Annotated in this window: 16 protein-coding genes; 14 read left to right on the top strand and 2 right to left on the bottom strand. The window is 49.3% G+C overall.

Annotated features, from left to right (window positions below):
* Window positions 1–95 precede the first annotated feature (95 nt).
* The gene (locus BP95_RS0123465; RefSeq protein ID WP_021257211.1) at window positions 96–830 is read right to left on the bottom strand and encodes a hypothetical protein; all 735 of its coding nucleotides are present in this window, start codon (window positions 828–830) and stop codon (window positions 96–98) included.
* A gap of 322 nt (window positions 831–1,152) precedes the next feature.
* Between BP95_RS0123465 and BP95_RS0123470 the strand changes: the two genes are divergently transcribed.
* The gene (locus tag BP95_RS0123470) at window positions 1,153–1,833 is read left to right on the top strand and encodes a TorD/DmsD family molecular chaperone (RefSeq protein ID WP_021257210.1); all 681 of its coding nucleotides are present in this window, start codon (window positions 1,153–1,155) and stop codon (window positions 1,831–1,833) included.
* Window positions 1,834–1,930: 97 nt separating this feature from the next.
* On the opposite strand, the gene BP95_RS0123475 is transcribed toward BP95_RS0123470, so the two are convergent.
* Window positions 1,931–2,515, bottom strand: coding sequence for a TetR/AcrR family transcriptional regulator (locus tag BP95_RS0123475; RefSeq protein WP_021257209.1), 585 nt, complete (start codon window positions 2,513–2,515; stop codon window positions 1,931–1,933).
* Window positions 2,516–2,759: 244 nt separating this feature from the next.
* Between BP95_RS0123475 and cls the strand changes: the two genes are divergently transcribed.
* The 13 genes from cls (at window position 2,760) to BP95_RS0123545 (ending at window position 18,354) form a co-directional block, all read left to right on the top strand.
* On the top strand, window positions 2,760–4,271 hold the full coding sequence (cls, locus tag BP95_RS0123480; RefSeq protein WP_021257208.1) for a cardiolipin synthase: 1,512 nt from the start codon (window positions 2,760–2,762) through the stop codon (window positions 4,269–4,271).
* A gap of 121 nt (window positions 4,272–4,392) precedes the next feature.
* On the top strand, window positions 4,393–5,247 hold the full coding sequence (locus BP95_RS31245; RefSeq protein WP_021257207.1) for an ABC transporter ATP-binding protein: 855 nt from the start codon (window positions 4,393–4,395) through the stop codon (window positions 5,245–5,247).
* A 156-nt stretch (window positions 5,248–5,403) separates the two neighbouring features.
* A complete protein-coding gene (locus BP95_RS0123490; RefSeq protein ID WP_021257206.1) occupies window positions 5,404–6,621 on the top strand; it encodes an MFS transporter in 1,218 nt (405 codons plus the stop codon).
* A 161-nt stretch (window positions 6,622–6,782) separates the two neighbouring features.
* A complete protein-coding gene (locus BP95_RS0123495) occupies window positions 6,783–7,991 on the top strand; it encodes an ornithine--oxo-acid transaminase (RefSeq protein ID WP_021257205.1) in 1,209 nt (402 codons plus the stop codon).
* 160 nt (window positions 7,992–8,151) lie between these two features.
* On the top strand, window positions 8,152–9,090 hold the full coding sequence (gene rocF, locus BP95_RS0123500; RefSeq protein ID WP_021257204.1) for an arginase: 939 nt from the start codon (window positions 8,152–8,154) through the stop codon (window positions 9,088–9,090).
* 423 nt (window positions 9,091–9,513) lie between these two features.
* Window positions 9,514–10,176, top strand: a complete 663-nt coding sequence (gene sdaAB, locus BP95_RS0123505; RefSeq protein ID WP_021257203.1) for an L-serine ammonia-lyase, iron-sulfur-dependent subunit beta — start codon at window positions 9,514–9,516, stop codon at window positions 10,174–10,176.
* Between the two features lie 27 nt (window positions 10,177–10,203).
* Window positions 10,204–11,094 carry an L-serine ammonia-lyase, iron-sulfur-dependent, subunit alpha gene (sdaAA, locus tag BP95_RS0123510; protein ID WP_021257202.1) on the top strand — a complete coding sequence of 297 codons (891 nt, stop codon included), beginning with the start codon at window positions 10,204–10,206 and terminating at the stop codon, window positions 11,092–11,094.
* Window positions 11,095–11,182: 88 nt separating this feature from the next.
* On the top strand, window positions 11,183–12,235 hold the full coding sequence (gene fni / locus BP95_RS0123515; protein ID WP_021257201.1) for a type 2 isopentenyl-diphosphate Delta-isomerase: 1,053 nt from the start codon (window positions 11,183–11,185) through the stop codon (window positions 12,233–12,235).
* 302 nt (window positions 12,236–12,537) lie between these two features.
* Window positions 12,538–13,101, top strand: coding sequence for an ECF-type riboflavin transporter substrate-binding protein (locus BP95_RS0123520; protein ID WP_028533382.1), 564 nt, complete (start codon window positions 12,538–12,540; stop codon window positions 13,099–13,101).
* 38 nt (window positions 13,102–13,139) lie between these two features.
* Window positions 13,140–14,852 (top strand): ABC transporter ATP-binding protein, encoded by a 1,713-nt coding sequence (locus tag BP95_RS0123525; RefSeq protein WP_021257199.1) that lies wholly within the window; start codon window positions 13,140–13,142, stop codon window positions 14,850–14,852.
* A complete protein-coding gene (locus tag BP95_RS0123530; RefSeq protein ID WP_021257198.1) occupies window positions 14,845–15,672 on the top strand; it encodes an energy-coupling factor transporter transmembrane component T family protein in 828 nt (275 codons plus the stop codon). Before BP95_RS0123525 ends, BP95_RS0123530 begins: the two co-directional genes overlap by 8 nt.
* Window positions 15,673–15,967: 295 nt before the next feature.
* Window positions 15,968–17,341, top strand: coding sequence for an ABC transporter substrate-binding protein (locus BP95_RS0123540; RefSeq protein ID WP_028533384.1), 1,374 nt, complete (start codon window positions 15,968–15,970; stop codon window positions 17,339–17,341).
* Window positions 17,342–17,460: 119 nt separating this feature from the next.
* Entirely contained in the window at window positions 17,461–18,354 is an 894-nt protein-coding gene (locus BP95_RS0123545; protein WP_028533385.1) for a carbohydrate ABC transporter permease, read from the top strand.
* Window positions 18,355–18,362 lie beyond the last annotated feature (8 nt).

The following is an 18,362-nucleotide window of genomic DNA, read 5'->3' on the forward strand; positions in this document are numbered from 1 at the left end:
CCTTTGTGTACCATACGTATGTCTAACATGATGCTTGGTTGAAATGCAGCTGCGTAGCGAGGTTCTGATTCTTCGCAGTATGGCCCTGATCTCTCTTAATCCTCCTTATTTGACGAAAGGATATGCTTGCCAATGGCAAAGAGGAAAATTCCTACGTAAGCACCTACTCCCAGATACCACGAAAGAGTTTGATTAGCATCCTCCTCTAGCTGTGCTAGCAGGGTAGCTTGATCGGTAGAGACGAGAATGGTTTTGTTCTCCTTGAGCGGGACGAGCTGTCCCTCTTGCACGTGGACGGCAATAATTGAGCTTCTGCCAGGCCGAATGCCTCGATAGGCACATCTATTTTCTTTTGAAAAAATTCCGTCATTGCATATCAGGTATATTTCTTCCTGAATCTCCGCTCCATATACCATCGATGGTGTTAATATAAGATGTCCGGTCAGCAACAGCCATTCATTAGAACGAATCGGGTATCCAGCTACAGCTGCATCTTTTGCGAGCCAGTTGTTAATCTCATCGGGAGTACTAGGATAGTCTTTCCTTTTGTTGGGGACGTAAGTTTCTCTTTGCAGCAGTGCAAATGCAGGCTGAACGTAATCGGAATCTCCTGTTGGAGCCGCAGCTGTCATTTTTCCTTCAATAATTTGATAACCGTTCTGTGACAAATCGATCGTCGTTTTTGGCTTTATATTTTCCAGCTTCGTAATCAGGCTGCGAGTCTCTCTTTCTTTACCTGTTCCCAGTAGGAAAATAATGATGAGAATCAATGCTAGGGAGGCTACGACAATAAGATCAAATAGAAAGCCTTTATTAAGAGTTTTTTTCATGCTCTCTCCTCTGATTTCTTCCTCAAATAATGTGAAAATCAACTGTAAAGTGAGGCAACAATTGGAACTGTCTCTTTGCTATGACGTTTGTTACAATAAAATTTACCAGTATTTTAGTATCTAAATAAATCGGTTTTACGAACAAAGTATGTATGCAGTTGAATCGTATCAATTTACCGGGCAATTGAGTTCGAATTCACATAAGTGTCACATATAACGCTTTCAGCAGCCATGTTGTTCACAATTCGTCACAGCAATTGATCGTCCGGTTATGGGACAATATGGATGAAAGCTGGAAATCATCATATGGAGGGGACGGACGATGTTGTTAACGGCAGAACAGCTGGAACAGTGGAGTGGTGATACCGTGGAGCGAATGGAGACGCGCAAAGCAGCTTATCAATTGCTGGCTGATTTCCTGGGAGAAGTTCCAACACTAGATGTCATCATGGCATGGCGGAACGGGCAGGAGCTTAAGTTGTTGTCATCCAGTTCCGAAGGAGCCCAGAAGCTGTGCAGTATGCTCACGAACATGTCGATTAACGAAATGTACGCCGTATACTCCTCGCTGCGAGACGAGTATTTGCGCTTGTTCGGCTCTTCAGGCCAGCTGCCTGTAGCGCCTTGCGAGACCATGTATCGTGCGAGCGAGCAAATGTTGCCTAAGTCATACGCTCATGATGTGCGGCAAATGTATGCTGAATTCAGTTTATATTTCAAGAAGATGAACGGAGAGCCTGACGACCATATTTCCATAGAATTGGAATTCATGGCTGTTCTCATCGAGAAGATGATGAACAATGTGGCCTCGAAAGAGCGTTATGAGCGTTATATGAATGGCCAGCGCGAATTCGTGTTGGATCATCTGAAGAGCTGGGCGCCACGCTTCGCAGAGGACTTGGCACAGCATGCTGAACATCCAATTTATAAGGCAATTGGAATGCTGCTAAGAGAGTTCATCGCTAAAGAAGCCGCATGGGCAGAACAGATGAAGATCGCATAGTTGCACATTCTGTATCGATATTGATGCAGTAAGATAGAACGAAATCGAGATCTATGCATATGACAAGGGACCTTTCCACACAAAGGTCCCTTCTTCTCTATACGGACTTGCACGTAATGCCGCGCCAATAGATCGTCCAAGCGGCTTCAAGATTGCTCTCGAATCGGCTTACGCCTCCGTACAGAAGCTGTACGAACAGCCCGTCCAATATCGAGATGAATGCCTTGGCTGCCTGCTCGGGATGAACACCGTGAATTTCTTGTGAGCGCAGCGCCTGTGCCATGCGGGGGATGAGCCCCTTCTCCAGCCGCTCGATGAAGGAGTGCATGCGTTCAAGGACAGGCTCTTGCAGCGATGGAGGCGGGAAGAAGGCGACCCGCAGCATAAATTTGAGCACATCATACTGGCTGTACCGGTGACGGTAGGAGTCAAGCAGCAGCTTCAACTGATCGTAGAGCGGCAAATGCTCATGCTTGTGGAAAAAGTCCGTGATCCAGTTTAACTCATCGACAAATACAGATTGCAGCACGTGCAAAAACAGATCTTCCTTGCTCTTATAATGCGCATAAATAGATGGCTTCTTAATGCCGACTTCCTCGGCAACTTTGGACAAGGAAGTCCCGGCATAGCCATATTTGGCAAAATGGGATAGAGCGATAAGTTGAATGCGGTTGGCAGTCAAAGGGAAACCCTCCATTCTTCGCTGTTCCATAACTACCTATCGTTCGTTCGATGAAATTATGTCACACGGTTGAAATCGTTGTCAATGACATATTTGAAAGCGGAGAATTCGGGTATAGTAATTCAATATGGATTGTTCTTCCTTCACCTCTTGATTAAGACATATTGCAGGATTATATAGTAGGATGCTGTATAAGGATAGAAGCATGTTAGATACAGATATTTAGAGATGGGGGAGCATGCGGATGAGGAGAGCATTGCAGGTAGGTTTGTTTCTGATCTTATTGATGACGCTAGGTCTATACATAAACGATACGTTCGGGCATACCATCGCTACATCCTTAAGTATTATGACGACACTCGCGGTCATCACGCTTGCCGTTATTATTTTTATGGAAAATCGGCATCCTTCCAGCACGGTTGCATGGATTCTGGTGCTGGCACTCGTTCCTGTAGTCGGATTTATTTTCTATATGCTATTTGGTCAAAATTATCGCAAGCGGCGCCGTTATGCCCGCAAGGCTGTCCAGGATCGGCAAGGGTATGCCTTCATTGATAATGAATCGCTGACACGCAGGGAGCAGGTATTCGCTACCTTCAATCCTGATGAGCGCCAGCTTCTGCGACTGACGAGCCGACTTAGTAAGAGCCCGATATCCTTCGGCTCCGATACGCGGATTTTGAACAATGGGGAAGAGACGTTCTCTGCGCTCATTACGGAATTGAATCAGGCGCAGCATCATATTCATATGGAGTATTATATCTATCGAGATGACGACATCGGACGATCGCTTAAGCGAATACTGATTGATAAGGCAGCTGCTGGGGTTAAGGTTCGCTTCATGGTGGATGCGGTAGGAAGCATGCATCTGCCGAAGACATTCTTGGCGGATCTGCGCAATGCCGGGGTCGAGGTGGCGGTGTTTGGTGCTGTGAAATTCCCGCTGTTCTCGAATCGGGTGAATTACCGGAACCATCGCAAAATTGTTGTCGTGGACGGCAACGTCGCTTTTATCGGCGGATTGAATGTAGGAGATGAGTATTTAAGCCGCAGCAAGACGTATGGCTTCTGGCGCGATACTCATATGATCGTCCGAGGCGAAGCGGTGAAGACGATGCAGATCATTTTCCTACAAGATTGGTGCCATACGACAGGATGCAAGTTGTACGATCCAGAATACTTGACTCCACAGCCTACGGAGTCGGCCTCAGGCGCGGTCCAGATGATCGCAAGCGGCCCCGATCAAGAATTCAAAACGATGAAAAATGTATTCTTCTCGATGCTGACTTCGGCCAAGAAATCAATCTGGATCGCAACGCCTTACTTTATTCCGGATGAGGATATCTTTACAGCCTTGCGTGTAGCAGCGTTGTCTGGTGTGGATGTGAAGCTGTTGTTCCCGGCTAAGCCGGATAAGTGGCTGCCGTTCCTGGCATCACACTCCTATTTCCCGGGACTCATGGAGGCAGGGGTTCGCATCTATGAATATGAGAAGGGCTTCCTGCACTCGAAGCTCATTATTGTGGACGGAAAGATGGCGACGATCGGGACGGCCAATATGGATATGCGCAGCTTCCACTTGAACTTCGAGGTGAATGCACTGCTGATGCGTACAGAGAGTGTTCAGCAGCTCGTAGAGGAGTTCGAGCTTGATCTACAGTCGGCCGCACCGATCGTAGAAGAACAGTTCGCACGCAAAAAAGTGTTCATGCGCTTTCTTGAATCGGCCGCACGTCTATTCTCACCGCTGCTGTAGGCCTAAGTGGACTATAGAGGCAGTTGGAATAGATTGACTCCATGTGTGGTTTGTGGCATGATTAGTTAGAACTCCTTTTGAGAACGATTTTCATTATCTGTGGAATGCGGGAGGAACGATCATGTCTGTATTGAACACACGCTCTCTTACGTTATCGTATGGGGAAACCTCTATTATAGAAGATTTAACGGTTAGTATACCTGAAGGCAAGATTACGGTGCTGATTGGCAGCAACGGATGCGGCAAGTCGACGCTGCTTCGCTCTCTTGCCCGCTTGCTGAAGCCTACGCTTGGTACGGTTCTGCTGGATGGTAAAGATATTCATCGTTCCAGAACGAGGGAAGTTGCGCGTAAGATGGCGATCTTGCCTCAGGGGCCAACAGCGCCAGAAGGGTTGACGGTTCATCAGCTTGTGAAGCAAGGACGTTATCCATACCAGACCTGGCTGAAGCAGTGGTCGGAAGAGGATGAGCGGCTTGTACGCCATGCGCTGAAGGTAACAGGCCTTGAGGAATTGGCTGATCGGCCAGTAGATGCCTTGTCCGGCGGTCAACGACAACGGGCGTGGATCGCCATGACGCTTGCGCAGAATACAGATATCGTTCTGCTCGATGAGCCGACAACGTATTTGGACTTGAGCCATCAGATCGAGATACTGGATTTATTGTATGATTTGAACCGGAATGAGGGCCGTACCATCGTGATGGTTCTTCATGATTTGAACTTGGCTTGCCGGTATGCGGATCATATTATAGCTGTGCGCAATAAGGGCATTCATTCACAGGGAGCTCCAGAAGATGTGCTGACGGTCGACATGGTGAGGGACGTATTCTGCATGGAATGCATCGTATGCGATGATCCGCTGTTTGGTACACCGATGTGCGTGCCGCGCGGCAAAGGGCGCATCTGCGGTGAACGTTGTGAACGCAAGGATGAGTGCGCAGCGAACACAATGCTGCAATCAAGCGCTGTATAAAGGAAGTATGAACTTTAGAAAGATGTGGACGGGGAAATCTAAGAAGCTGTTTGGCGTTGCCAGACGGCTTTTTTTGCACCCTTATTGCCCCTTCTTTTTCCAACTGATATGCTTGGACTATCAATTATGACATATGATCATCGGAGGGACATTCATTTGTGGAGCAATCGTAACGTATGGATTGTGCTCTGTGGCGAATTTATCGCCGGCCTGGGGCTTTGGACGTCCATTATCGCGAATTTGGAATTTATGCAGCATTATGTGCCATCAGACTTTATGAAGTCATTGATCTTATTCACTGGCCTTCTCGCAGGTGTGCTCATTGGGCCATATGCAGGGAAAGTAATCGATTCGCATCGCAAGAAGAGCGTCCTTATCTGGGCGGGTATCGGACGGATGGTAAGTGTTTGCTTCATGTTTCTCGCCATTGCACAAGGCTCGGTCTGGTGGATGATTTTGTTTGCAGTGTGTCTGCAAATATCCGCGGCCTTTTATTTTCCAGCGCTTCAATCGGTCATTCCACTTATCGTTCAAGATAAAGATCTTATCGCTTTGAACGGAGTCCATATGAACGCATCTACGATTGCCCGTATTATCGGAACGGTGGCAGCCGGTATGATGCTGTCTGTCATGAGTTTGTCTGCTTTGTACACGGCATCGCTCGTCGCCTATGGACTTCTGCTTGTCTCCACGTACTTCCTTGATATTGATGAGGAGCCTAAGGAAGAGCGCGGCCAGAAGCGTAAAGAGAAGCAAGGCGGCGGATTTAAGGAGATTGTCCCGATGCTCAAAGGGATGCCAGTTGCTCTTATGGCGCTCTGTCTATCGATTATTCCAGGGTTCTTTATTGGGAGCTTCAACTTGATGGTCATTAATATTAGCGAAATGCATCAGGATACGCAAATTAAGGGCTGGCTCTACGCATCTGAAGGCGTTGCCTTCATACTGGCTGCATTCTTCGTGAAACGCTTATCCGGTCAGCGCGATCTATTAAAGCAATTGTTCGCACTGTCCTTCATTATCGCAGCTGCGCAAGGGCTGCTGTTCTTCGCTCATGTGAAATGGATGACGCTTGTGGCGTTCGGACTCTTTGGCTTTGCAGCTGGATTCTTCTTCCCCTTGTTGTCTACGTATTTTCAGAAGTCGATTCCGAAAGAACTGCATGGCCGCTTCTTCTCATTCAGGACGATGCTGGATCGGGTCATGTTCCAAGTGGTGCTTCTTGCGGCAGGGTTCAGTCTGGATACGATAGGCTTGCCTTACATGGTACTGATTTTCAGCGCGCTATCGCTAGCTATCCTTTTGTATGGAATGGCTCATACCGTTGGCTCGACGTCCAAGCGCAAGCAGGACACCGAGAAATCGGCGATTTGAAAGTAAGATATTCGTAAATGGGCTGTGTACAGGAGGGTTCCCAAATGTTCCGTAGAAGGAATATGATGGGAACTTTTTCTGTATGAGAAAAGGAGAGTGTACACCCCTTGTGGAATAGGATGTAGGGAAGTATCGATTTTGAGGACAGAGGAGGACGGAACATGAAACGGTCAGAGGAAATTATACAGACAGCGGAACGATTCGGAGCGAGGAACTATCATCCGCTTCCTGTCGTAATCGAGAAGGCAGAAGGAGTGTGGGTTGAAGATCCAGAAGGGTGCCAATACATGGATATGTTAAGCGCTTACTCTGCCTTGAACCATGGTCATCGCCATCCGAAGCTGATCGAAGCTCTTGTGAATCAGGCGAACCAATTGACGCTTTGCTCACGCGCCTTCCATAGCGAACCGTTATCTCGTCTGAGCGAACAGTTGGCAGCATATACAGGCAAGTCCAAGATACTGCCTATGAATACGGGCGCTGAAGCAGTTGAGACTGCTCTCAAGGCGGCACGACGCTGGGCATATCGCCATAAGAGCATTCCACGCGACCAAGCGGATATTATCGTATGCAGTGGCAATTTTCATGGTCGTACCATTACCGTTACCTCATTCTCTTCCAGTGAAGAATACAAAGAAGACTTCGGCCCCTTTACACCAGGCTTCACGATCATTCCATACGGCGATGCCGAGGCACTGGAAGGTGCAATTACGCCGAACACGGCTGCATTCCTCGTTGAACCTATTCAAGGAGAGAATGGAATTGTAATGCCGCCAGATGGGTATTTGCGTAAGGTGCGAGAGATTTGCACCCGTCATCATGTGCTGTTCATTGCAGATGAAATTCAGACGGGATTCGGACGAACCGGCAAGCGCTTCGCCTGCGATTGGGAGCAGGTGATACCGGACATGTACATTATGGGCAAGGCACTTGGCGGAGGTGTGCTTCCGATTTCTGCTGTAGCAGCAGACGAAGCGATCTTATCCGTCTTTGAGCCAGGTTCGCATGGCTCAACCTTCGGCGGCAATCCGCTAGCTTGTGCGGTGGCCTCAGCGGCGCTTACCGTACTTGACGAAGAAGAGTTGGCTGAGCGCGCCGAACGGCTCGGGGCATATTTCCAGAAGCAGCTTGCCAGCATATCCAGCCCGATTGTGAAGGAAATTCGTGGTCGTGGCCTGCTGATTGGCATGGAGCTAACGGAGGGGGCCAGACTCTACTGTGAGGCTCTTATGCGTCTTGGTCTGCTCTGTAAGGAGACGCATGGCACGGTCATTCGCTTTGCGCCGCCGCTGGTCATCACGGAAGAACAGCTGGATTGGGCAGTAGAGCGTATTCGCAGTGTGCTGGTCTCAGGGGCGATTATTGCTTGAACAACAAGAGGGTGACAACATCGCAATCTGCTTACTCGATAGAAGGTTTAAGTCATGCCTATTTAGTTAGAGAAGGTAATAGATATGATCATAGACGCAGTGAATAAGTAGAAGTTCGAACGGATATTCCAGGATTGTCATATCGAAGGGAGCGATCAGTATGACAGCACAGGACAGACAGATGAACATGCCATTATCTATTATTCAAGTACCATTCGGTCTAGGGGCAGGACGGCGTGGTGCGGAGTTGGGACCGGAATGCCTGATGCAGATTGGACTGGTGCGGCATCTCAATCAATTAGGGATTACTGTGGGCGAGGAACGCCGTGTGGGCTGTACGGCTGCCGCTATACATTCGGAGGCAGCAGCAACCGCAGCCCCGGTACGCAAGGCCAAGTATGTTGATGAAGTCATTGCGATGAGCGACGCCTTATCTGAGCAGGTACAGGCATCTATAGAGTCGGGACGCTTCCCTCTGGTACTGGGCGGAGATCATAGTATCGCCATTGGAACCTTGGCAGGCCTGACACAGCAATATCAGCAATTAGGTGTGATCTGGTTCGATGCACATGCAGACTTGAATACAGAAGAGACTAGTCCGTCAGGCAATGTGCATGGAATGTCGCTGGCTGTGGCGCTGGGACGAGCAAGTTTGACCGAAGGTCAATGGAATTGGCCTGGCAAGTCGCTAAATCCGAAGAACATTGTACTTGTTGGCTCCCGAGATTTAGATCCTGGCGAGCGCTCCTATATTCGTGAGCAAGGAATTGCATGTTTTACGATGCATGATATTGATCGCTATGGCATGCTGCATGTGATGAAGGAGGCCATCCGAATTGCCAGTGATGGCACGGACGGGGTTCATTTGAGCTTCGATGTAGATAGTGTGGATCCTGTTGAGGCTCCGGGAACGGGTACACCGGTACGGGGTGGGGTAAGCTATCGGGAAGCCCATCTTGCGCTCGAACTTCTGCATGAGTCTGGTATTGTGACTTCCGCTGAATTCGTCGAGGTTAATCCTTCGCTGGATACAGACAATCGCACGGCACGGCTCGCGCTGGAGTTGATTGGCACCCTGCTTGGAGATCGAATCCTATAGGCTTCGACCCTATTGTTTTCGCATGACATGAACAGTTATACGATGGCATCCAAGTGAGGGCAGCATGTAGAGAAATTATCATAAACAAATTCGTGTCCACATTCTGATCCTTTATGGTTCCGAAGCAGGGTTGTCATCCGGCGATAGCCCTGCTAGGATGAGTTTTGAATAAGCTGGTATTGGATGGTTTTAGCCGTAGAGAAAGCTGCCGTGATTGCGTACAATATAGAAGGTAGTGGAACCTAATCCTAGCACGGAATGATAACGACAGCATTGCAGCGCATTAGCAGATAGGTGAGAAGCAGAAGCGGATCTTATTGTATCTCAATCCTACGCTGTTCGTGCGCTAATAGCTATGTAATGATAGATCGTGACCAAGCGTGTGCATGATGAGAAGGGGATGTCGACGAAGGGGGAAGCGCGATGAAATATCGCAGTGTATTTGACATTATCGGCCCAATCATGGTGGGGCCATCCAGCTCGCATACAGCGGGAGCAGCAAAGATTGGTCGATTGGCACGAAGTATTTTCGGCAGACAGCCGAAGCGGGTTCATATCTCCCTATACGGCTCATTCGCTGAGACTTACCGGGGGCATGCGACAGATGTTGCCATTGTTGCTGGCGTGCTCGATTACGATACGAACGATGCAAGATTGCCGGACTCATTGAAATATGCAGAAGACGCAGGAATGGAAGTCATCATCACACCTGAGGAAGCTGTACCGGAGCATCCCAACACTGCCCGCATTCGGATGACGGACGAGCACGATGAGATGGAGGTTGCAGGAATCTCAATCGGTGGCGGGAAGGTTGAAATTACAGAGCTGGACGGGTTCCGTCTGAAGCTCTCTGGGCAGTGTCCTGCGATACTCGTTATGAATCATGACCGGTATGGAGTTATTGCGGGTGTGACCAATATATTGAGCGGAGAACAGGTGAATATCGGGCATATGGAAGTAAGCCGCAAGGAGAAGGGGAAGATGGCGCTCATGGTCATTGAGACGGATGAGGCGATTGCCGAACCAATCCTGCAGCAAATTCGAGAGCTCCCTGGAGTAAATCGTGTGCTTCGAATGGAAGACTAAATACGATAGAAGGAAGGAGGAGCAGTTATGTTTCGCAATGTGGCAGAATTAATCGCAATTACTGAAGAACGACAGTGTAAAATCTCCGATGTGATGATTGAGCAGGAAATGGAAGTGCGTCAATGCTCGCGTGAGAAGGTGATCGAGCAGATGACGCGGAACTTGGATGTGATGGAGCAGGCAGTTGAGCGCGGCTTAGCAGGCGTTCGTTCCCATTCTGGGCTGACCGGCGGCGATGCGGTAAAGCTTCAACAATATATTCAATCTGGACAGTCCCTCTGTGGGGACACGCTGCTAGATGCCGTGAGCAAGGCGGTCGCAACGAATGAAGTCAATGCTGCGATGGGGCTTATCTGTGCCACGCCGACCGCGGGTTCGGCTGGAGTTGTTCCAGGAACCTTGTTTGCATTGAAGGACAAATTAAATCCTACCCGCGAGCAGATGGTGGAATTCTTGTTCACATCCGGTGCGTTCGGACTTGTCGTTGCGAACAATGCATCGATCAGCGGAGCAGCTGGCGGCTGCCAGGCAGAAGTCGGATCAGCAGCTGGGATGGCTGCGGCTGCCATTGCTGAATTGGCAGGGGGAAGCCCTAAGCAATCCGCGCATGCGATGGCAATTGCACTGAAGAACATGCTGGGTCTCGTCTGCGATCCTGTTGCAGGTCTCGTGGAAGTGCCATGCGTGAAACGAAATGCTATGGGCGCAGCGATTGCCATGGTCGCAGCAGATATGGCACTGGCGGGTGTAGAGAGTGTCATCCCGTGCGACGAGGTGATTGAGGCGATGTTCCGCATTGGGCAGACGATGCCATCGACGATGCGGGAGACGGCGCGCGGAGGGCTTGCGGTTACGCCAACGGGAGAGCGATTGAAGCGGCAAATTTTCGGTGCGGAAGAACCGAAGGAAGAGGGTTAATCGGGGCTTGAACGGCGGATGAAGGAGAATTGCAAACTGTAGCTGACAGGCCATAACTGCACATACGATCAGGTGAGGAGGTGCGCCGATGCGGGAACGTCAGCCAGATTCGGCATCGTTGACCGAGCAGCGCAAGACAGAGCATATTCGAATATGCCTCGAACAACCAGTGAACGGAGTAGGGATAACAACAGGGCTGGAGCAATATCGCTTCGTCCATCAGGCACTGCCCGAAGTTGATTTTCGGGAGATCGAATTGAAGACAGAATGGCTTGGCAAGGAAGTTCGCACACCGCTGCTGATTAGCTCTATGACTGGAGGAAGCAGTCATGCGGCGCCAATCAATCGCAGGCTGGCTGCCGTGGCTGAAGCCCGGGGCTGGGCGATGGGTGTAGGCTCCGTACGCGCTGCGGTGGAGAATCCCGAGGTCGCGGGTACGTTTCGCATCCGCGACCTAGCCCCTACCATTCCGTTATACTCCAATATTGGTGCCGTTCAGCTTAATGTTGGGATGGGAATTGAGCAGTGCCGCCGTGCGGTAGAGCTCGTCGAGGCGGACGGGCTTATTTTGCATTTGAATGCGATGCAGGAAGTGTTCCAGCCGGAGGGGGATGTCAATTTCTCCGGTCTGCTTCGCCGTATCGAGCAGCTATGCCGCGAGTTGGACGTGCCGGTCGGCGTGAAAGAGGTTGGCTGGGGCATTGCGCCAGATACAGCGAAGCAGCTTGTGGAAGCAGGCGTAGCCTTCATCGATGTTGCAGGGGCGGGTGGAACCTCATGGAGCCAGGTTGAGAAACTGCGTGCTCGCGATGCTGTCATGCAGCGTGCCGCGGAGGCCTTTGCCGATTGGGGCATTCCGACCGCAGTCAGTGTGCAGCAGGTACGCAAAGCACTGCCGAATCAGCCTGTTATCGCGAGCGGCGGATTACATACAGGAGTCGATGCGGCCAAGTCGATTGCTCTTGGTGCCGACGTGGCTGGTTTCGGGCGCTCACTGCTTGCTGCAGCAGCAGATTCCGAAGAAGCGGTTGATCAGGTTCTGGCTCAGGTGGAAGCTGAGTTGCGGATTGCCATGTTCGGCATTGGGGTGCGTACGATACAAGAACTGCGTCATACCGAACGTTTGGTTCGGCTGCTGTAATCGTCACTGTTGATTGAATATCTGATCGGCATAATTCGGGATAAACGGAATAATATCGTTATATCTATTGCTTTTATAGATAAAATATATGGTTTCCTCCCAATAATCCCTAGTTTTCGGTGCAAAAGGCTAGAAAAACTCGGTTTTGGAAATAAAAACCTGTATCCATACTATGGAAAATCCTTTATATTATGATTGGAATCACAATCTAACGTTCGGATTTAATAAATCGTGATGAGGCCACCTCTCGAACGGGCGAGCGTCGATACCTATTTTGAGTGAGAAGGAAGGGTTGCATAAGGATGAAGCAATCAATTTTCGACTTTAACACCAAAACGGTAGTCGCCATCGGCATCGGGGCAGCATTGTACGGCTTGCTAAGCACAGTCACTATTCCGTTAGTGCCGCAGACCGGATTGCGTCCGGCAATTGCCATTCTGACCATCTTCGGTGCCATGTTTGGACCGGTTGTTGGATTTTTGAGTGGAGCCATCGGGCATATCATTACTGATTTGACTTGGGGCGGCGGAACAATCTGGTGGACATGGGTGCTCGGGTCGGCTATATCCGGCTTTGGGATGGGACTTGTGTATTTGAATTCGTCATTCAACATTAAGGAAGGACGCTCCTCGAAGGGCAGCATTGTAGCATTGGCGATAACCGGATCGCTTGCGCTTGCTGTTGGCTTTGGTGTGTCCAGTATTTTAGATGTGTATTTGTTCGGAGAGCCAGCAGATAAGATGTGGGTACAGTTCACGGCTTCCACGCTGGCGAATATTGGCGTTCACTTGGTGCTTGGATTGTTGGCTGTGCTGGCACTACTTCAAATGAATCGCAACAACTCGAATCTGCGAGTGCAGAAATAATGCAGCGCCCAAGTTTGAAGACAGGAGCTACAGATTCAATGAAAGAACCGCTTATCTCGTTTCGAGATTTTAGCTTTCAATACCGCAGTTTGTCCGAACCGACATTGCGAAATGTGAACCTGGATATTTACCCAGGAGAAAAAATATTAATTGCCGGCCCAAGCGGCTGCGGCAAATCGACTTTGGCCCATTGTATGAATGGGCTAATTCCTTTTACGTACAGTGGAACGATAACGGGAGAGTACACGCTTAAGGGGAAGCGTCCCTCAGAGCTTAGCATTTTTGAGATTAGCCGCAGCGTTGGGACGATCCTGCAGGATCAGGATGGACAGTTCATTGGTCTGTCGGTAGGGGAAGACGTAGCGTTCGCTTTTGAAAATGATTGCATGAAAACGGCGGATATGAAGCCTAAGGTGACGAAGGCATTGGAAGTCGTGGACATGCTTCCTTATATCGATCATAGTCCGCATGAACTGTCGGGCGGTCAGAAGCAGCGTGTGTCGCTGGCTGGTGTGCTGTCGATGGATGCGGATATTTTGCTGTTCGATGAGCCGCTTGCGAACCTGGATCCGGCAAGCGGCAAGCAGGCCATCGAGTTGATGGATCATATTCATAGCGAGACAAATAAGACGATTATTATTATTGAGCATCGGATTGAGGATGTACTGGAGCAGCATGTTGATCGCATTGTCCTCATGTCAGAAGGTCGTATTGTTCAGATCGGAACGCCCGATGAGATGCTGGCTTCTTCTATCATGCAGCAGCATGGATTAAGAGAGCCTTTATATGTCTCTGCGCTGAAATATGCTGGCTATGTATGCAAGCCTGAGGACAAGCCTTCTTCTCTTCTTGCGATTAGCAACAATGATGAGGCAAGGGAATGCCTATCCAATTGGGTCGCTGGCGAAGGGGATGCCACTCGCCAGACAGAACGGACTTCGATGCTGGAGATGGATAATGTTCGCTTCTCTTATGATGGCGAACGGGAAGTGATTCGGGGAGTATCGCTGACGATTGGTGCTGGCGAGCGAATGGCACTGCTCGGGAACAATGGCGCAGGCAAGTCCACGCTATCGCATTTGTTGACGGGAATAGCTGCGCCGACGGCGGGCACGATCAAACTAAATGGGGAAGATATCCGCTCGTGGTCGATTCGAAAAAGGGGCCGACATATCGGATATGTGATGCAGAACCCGAACCACATGATTACACAGCCTATGATTCGTGAAGAAGTAGCCTTCGGACTGCGTATGCGAGGCATGAAGGAAGAAAAGGTCATGGCGCGCGTTGAGGAGACACTGCGTATATGCGGTCTATACGGATATCGGGAATGGCCGGTATCTGCGCTCAGTTATGGTCAGAAGAAGCGGGTGACCATTGCTTCGATTTTAGCCATGAAGCCGAGTCTTATGATTCTGGACGAGCCGACAGCAGGTCAAGATCATAAGCACTATACGGAGTTTATGAGTTTTATTTCTGAGCTGGCGGACAGCGGCATGTCCTTCCTGTTCATTACCCATGATATGCACTTAGCCTTGGAATATACGGAGCGTGCAGCTGTATTATGCAATGGGGAGCTGATTGCAATTGGCGATACCGCTCATGTGCTGACCCATATGGAGGCGATTGAACGAGCCAATGTGAAGGAGACTTCACTTGGCACGCTTGCCCGTCTGACTGGCTTGTGCGAGCCGGAGGCGCTTGTGCGCAAATTCATTGACCACGAGAAGCGGGTGAAGCGTCATGAGTAAGTCAGGTATGCTCTATATTGAACGGGATACGCTGTTCCATCGTATGGATGGAGCAGCGAAGATGCTTGTGCTGGCTGTGTGGACCGTAATCGTATTTTTATTTCAGGATTTGCGAATTTTCGTGCCCCTGTTTGGGATTGGTCTTGTCCTTCTTATCAATGCACAGTTGCCATGGAAGCGAATTCGGCTGCTCGTCTGGCTGATGATCGTATTTAATATATTCAATTCTTTTTTCAGTTTATTAATTACACCGGCTTATGGCAGTACATTGACAGGTACGACTACTGTGCTTCTCGATATGGGCTACAACGTATTGACGCTGGAGACTGTTATCTATGTATTTACATTGTCCATGAAGTATATGTCTCTTATGCCGATAACCGTCTTGTTCATCTATACGACGCATCCGACACGGATGGCGAGCAGCTTGAATCGAATCGGCGTTCCTTACAAAATCGCCTATGCGTTCAGTATCGCATTCCGCTATATTCCAGATTTGCAGGCGGAATTCCGGCATATCTCGAATGCCATGCAGGCGCGTGGACTTGGATTCGGCAAGGGCGAGGGCACGATTGTGCAGAGGCTTAAGCATTTTGTATCCATTACGACACCGCTCGTACTCTCCTCGCTGCATCGCATTGAGACGATATCCAATGCAATGGATTTGCGCGGCTTCGGGAAGCATTCGAAGCGTACGTGGTTCTCGTCGACGGAATGGCATCGTAAGGATTATATCGTGGTCAGCGTCAGCATACTCGTGCTTGCTGCAGCGATTATATGGCGAGTGCAAGGGTTCGGAACATTTTGGTATCCATTTTAACGAATTCGTAACGAAGGAATCGTAATGTATATACACCCTCTTGGGTTCCTCTAGGATAGAGCATGCATGATGCTGTGCATGACTATCTGGGACACCTGGGAGGGTGTTTTCTTTTTTTTTGATACCGGATCATGGAATCAATGGAATCGTAGGAATCTACTTGAGAATCTATCATTAACAAAACATTTATATGGAATTAACACTCTCTTGCTAGAGCAAGGTTATGGTATGAAAGGGTGGTGTGAGACATACCATCTCAATAAGGACGATATTGAAAAAGGGGAGAACACGGGATATGCAAATGCGCTCTAAGTGGATGCTACTTCTGTTTATGTGCTTTACGCTGCTGGTCGGCTGTGGTCAGTCAGGGACAGCAGGAGGAACACAGACGCCAGAGAAAGGTGCGACGCAGGAGGGGGCGACAACAGCTCCAGCCGATAACGCAACCACATCGAAGGATGAGAATGTGGAATTAACATTCTATTTTCCTATCGCAGTTGGTGGTCCACTGACGAAAGTGGTTGAGGGTATGACGGCGAAGTTCACCGCGAAGCACCCGAACATCACAGTGAAGCCAGTTTATACAGGCAGCTATGCAGATACGACGACGAAGATTCAGGCTGGCATCCAAGCCAAGCAGCCGCCGGATGTAGCGGTTATGCTGTCTACGGAACTGTTCAGCATGCTGGATACGAATGCAATCCTTCCGCTTGATGACTTTATCGCGAAGGAAGGCAACGGTTTCCTTGATGATTTCTACCCGGCTTTCATGGCAAATTCGCAAGTTGAGAACAAGACATACAGTATCCCTTTCCAACGCAGTACTATCGTTCTTTATTACAACAAGGATGCTTTCAAAGAAGTTGGCCTGAACCCGGATCAACCGCCGAAGACTTGGGCTGAGCTTACAGAATATGCAACCAAGCTGAAAAAAGACGGTCGCCAAGGCATCGAGGTGCCAGGATCCGGATTTGCTTATTGGATGTTCCAACTGTTCTCCCTGCAGAACATGGCTGATCCGAAAGGCAACCTTATGTCCCAAGACGGCAAGAAAGTATTCTTCGATACACCAGAGAATGTAGAAGCATTGCAGTATTGGCAAGACCTGTCGAAGAAGCACAAGGTAATGCCGGAAGGTATTGTAGAATGGGCAACAGTTCCTACAGACTTCTTAGAGCAGAAGACTGCTATGATGATTCATACTACGGGCAACCTGACGAATGTGAAGAATAACGCTAAATTTGACTTCGGTGTTGCATTCCTGCCGATGAACAAGCAGTACGGTTCACCTACAGGCGGCGGCAACTTGTATATCTTCAAGGACATTGATCCGAAGAAACAAGCAGCAGCCTGGGAATTCATCAAGTTCATGACAGAGCCGGAGCAAGCTGCTCAATGGAGTATTGATACAGGCTATGTTGGCGTTCGCAAGTCAGCATACGACACAGATGTGATGAAGAAATATGCAGCTGATTTCCCGCAAGCAGTTGTTGCACGCGATCAATTGGAGCACGCTTACGCGGAATTGTCTACGCACAACAATGGTAAAGTCTCCAAAGCATTGACGGATCAAGTGCAAGCGGTGCTGACAGGCACGACGGATCCGGCATCTGCATTGAAGAAGGCGCAGGAAGAGGCTGATCGCGCACTGAAGCCGTTCAACAAGTAATACACGCTCAAGATGCAATCGCATGCCTTATGTGCGTGCTGTATCGGCAGGGCCTAAGCCCTGCCGATTTATATACATCATGAACTTACTAGAATTCATTGGAGAAGGAGGTCAGGATGATGACCGCCAAATGGAAAGAACGTCTATCCCGCAATACATTGGCATGGGCGCTGCTGCTCCCGTCCCTGTTGTTCCTCATGCTCTTCACCTATTATCCAATGCTGAAGACAGCCTGGCTCAGTATGTATCAATCCGACCTGGCTACACCAGAGCCGATATTTGTAGGGCTTGATAATTTTACCGCACTGTTCCAAGACCCTGTATTCCAGAAAGTATTCAGCAATAATATATGGTTTGCGATTGGCACAGTGCCTACTTCCATGGCGCTTGCTTTCATTATGGCGCTGTTCGCTGATAAGGCACTAGCGGGACGTTCATTCTCTCGTGTGGCATTTTTCTATCCGAATATGATTCCAATGATCGCGGTAGCGAATATTTGGCTGTTTATATACACACCTCAGTATGGTTTGTTGGCTCAACTGGCGAAGTGGGTTGGACAGTCGGCGGACATGAATATGTTGGGGCATCCCGATACGGTCATGTGGGCTATGATCGTCATGATGATATGGAAGGAAGCAGGATACTTCATGATCTTCTACTTGGCCGGACTTCAGAATATTCCGAAGGACTTATATGAATCGGCCTCGGTAGACGGCATTGGTACTTGGAAGGTAACGACACGGATTACAATCCCATTGACGATGCCTACTACGCTGTTTGTAGCAGTTGTAGCGCTGACGAATGCATTCAAGCTTGTGGATCATTTGTGGATTATGACCAAGGGTGGTCCAGACAATGCGAGCAGCCTGCTTCTGTATCACATTTATGACACAGCCTTCAGCTTCTACGATCAAGGAATGGCGGCGACCATGACTGTCATTATGATCGCACTGCTCTTGGTACTATCATCACTACAATTTTTCGGCTGGGATCGCAAAATCCATTATCAATAAAGGAGGCG

Source organism: Paenibacillus sp. UNC217MF (assembly GCF_000686865.1).
GTDB classification, from domain to species: domain Bacteria; phylum Bacillota; class Bacilli; order Paenibacillales; family Paenibacillaceae; genus Paenibacillus_B; species Paenibacillus_B suaedae.

What these genes read in the sequence shown, in the direction of transcription:
- BP95_RS0123495 (WP_021257205.1), top strand. Translation starts at nt 6,783, where the DNA reads ATGAAACGGTCAGAGGAAATTATACAGACAGCGGAACGATTCGGAGCG.
- cls (WP_021257208.1), top strand. Translation starts at nt 2,760, where the DNA reads ATGAGGAGAGCATTGCAGGTAGGTTTGTTTCTGATCTTATTGATGACG.
- fni (WP_021257201.1), top strand. Translation starts at nt 11,183, where the DNA reads ATGCGGGAACGTCAGCCAGATTCGGCATCGTTGACCGAGCAGCGCAAG.
- BP95_RS0123470 (WP_021257210.1), top strand. Translation starts at nt 1,153, where the DNA reads ATGTTGTTAACGGCAGAACAGCTGGAACAGTGGAGTGGTGATACCGTG.
- BP95_RS0123525 (WP_021257199.1), top strand. Translation starts at nt 13,140, where the DNA reads ATGAAAGAACCGCTTATCTCGTTTCGAGATTTTAGCTTTCAATACCGC.
- BP95_RS0123465 (WP_021257211.1), bottom strand. Translation starts at nt 830, where the DNA reads ATGAAAAAAACTCTTAATAAAGGCTTTCTATTTGATCTTATTGTCGTA.
- BP95_RS0123520 (WP_028533382.1), top strand. Translation starts at nt 12,538, where the DNA reads ATGAAGCAATCAATTTTCGACTTTAACACCAAAACGGTAGTCGCCATC.
- BP95_RS0123530 (WP_021257198.1), top strand. Translation starts at nt 14,845, where the DNA reads ATGAGTAAGTCAGGTATGCTCTATATTGAACGGGATACGCTGTTCCAT.
- sdaAB (WP_021257203.1), top strand. Translation starts at nt 9,514, where the DNA reads ATGAAATATCGCAGTGTATTTGACATTATCGGCCCAATCATGGTGGGG.
- BP95_RS0123540 (WP_028533384.1), top strand. Translation starts at nt 15,968, where the DNA reads ATGCAAATGCGCTCTAAGTGGATGCTACTTCTGTTTATGTGCTTTACG.
- rocF (WP_021257204.1), top strand. Translation starts at nt 8,152, where the DNA reads ATGACAGCACAGGACAGACAGATGAACATGCCATTATCTATTATTCAA.
- sdaAA (WP_021257202.1), top strand. Translation starts at nt 10,204, where the DNA reads ATGTTTCGCAATGTGGCAGAATTAATCGCAATTACTGAAGAACGACAG.
- BP95_RS0123545 (WP_028533385.1), top strand. Translation starts at nt 17,461, where the DNA reads ATGACCGCCAAATGGAAAGAACGTCTATCCCGCAATACATTGGCATGG.
- BP95_RS31245 (WP_021257207.1), top strand. Translation starts at nt 4,393, where the DNA reads ATGTCTGTATTGAACACACGCTCTCTTACGTTATCGTATGGGGAAACC.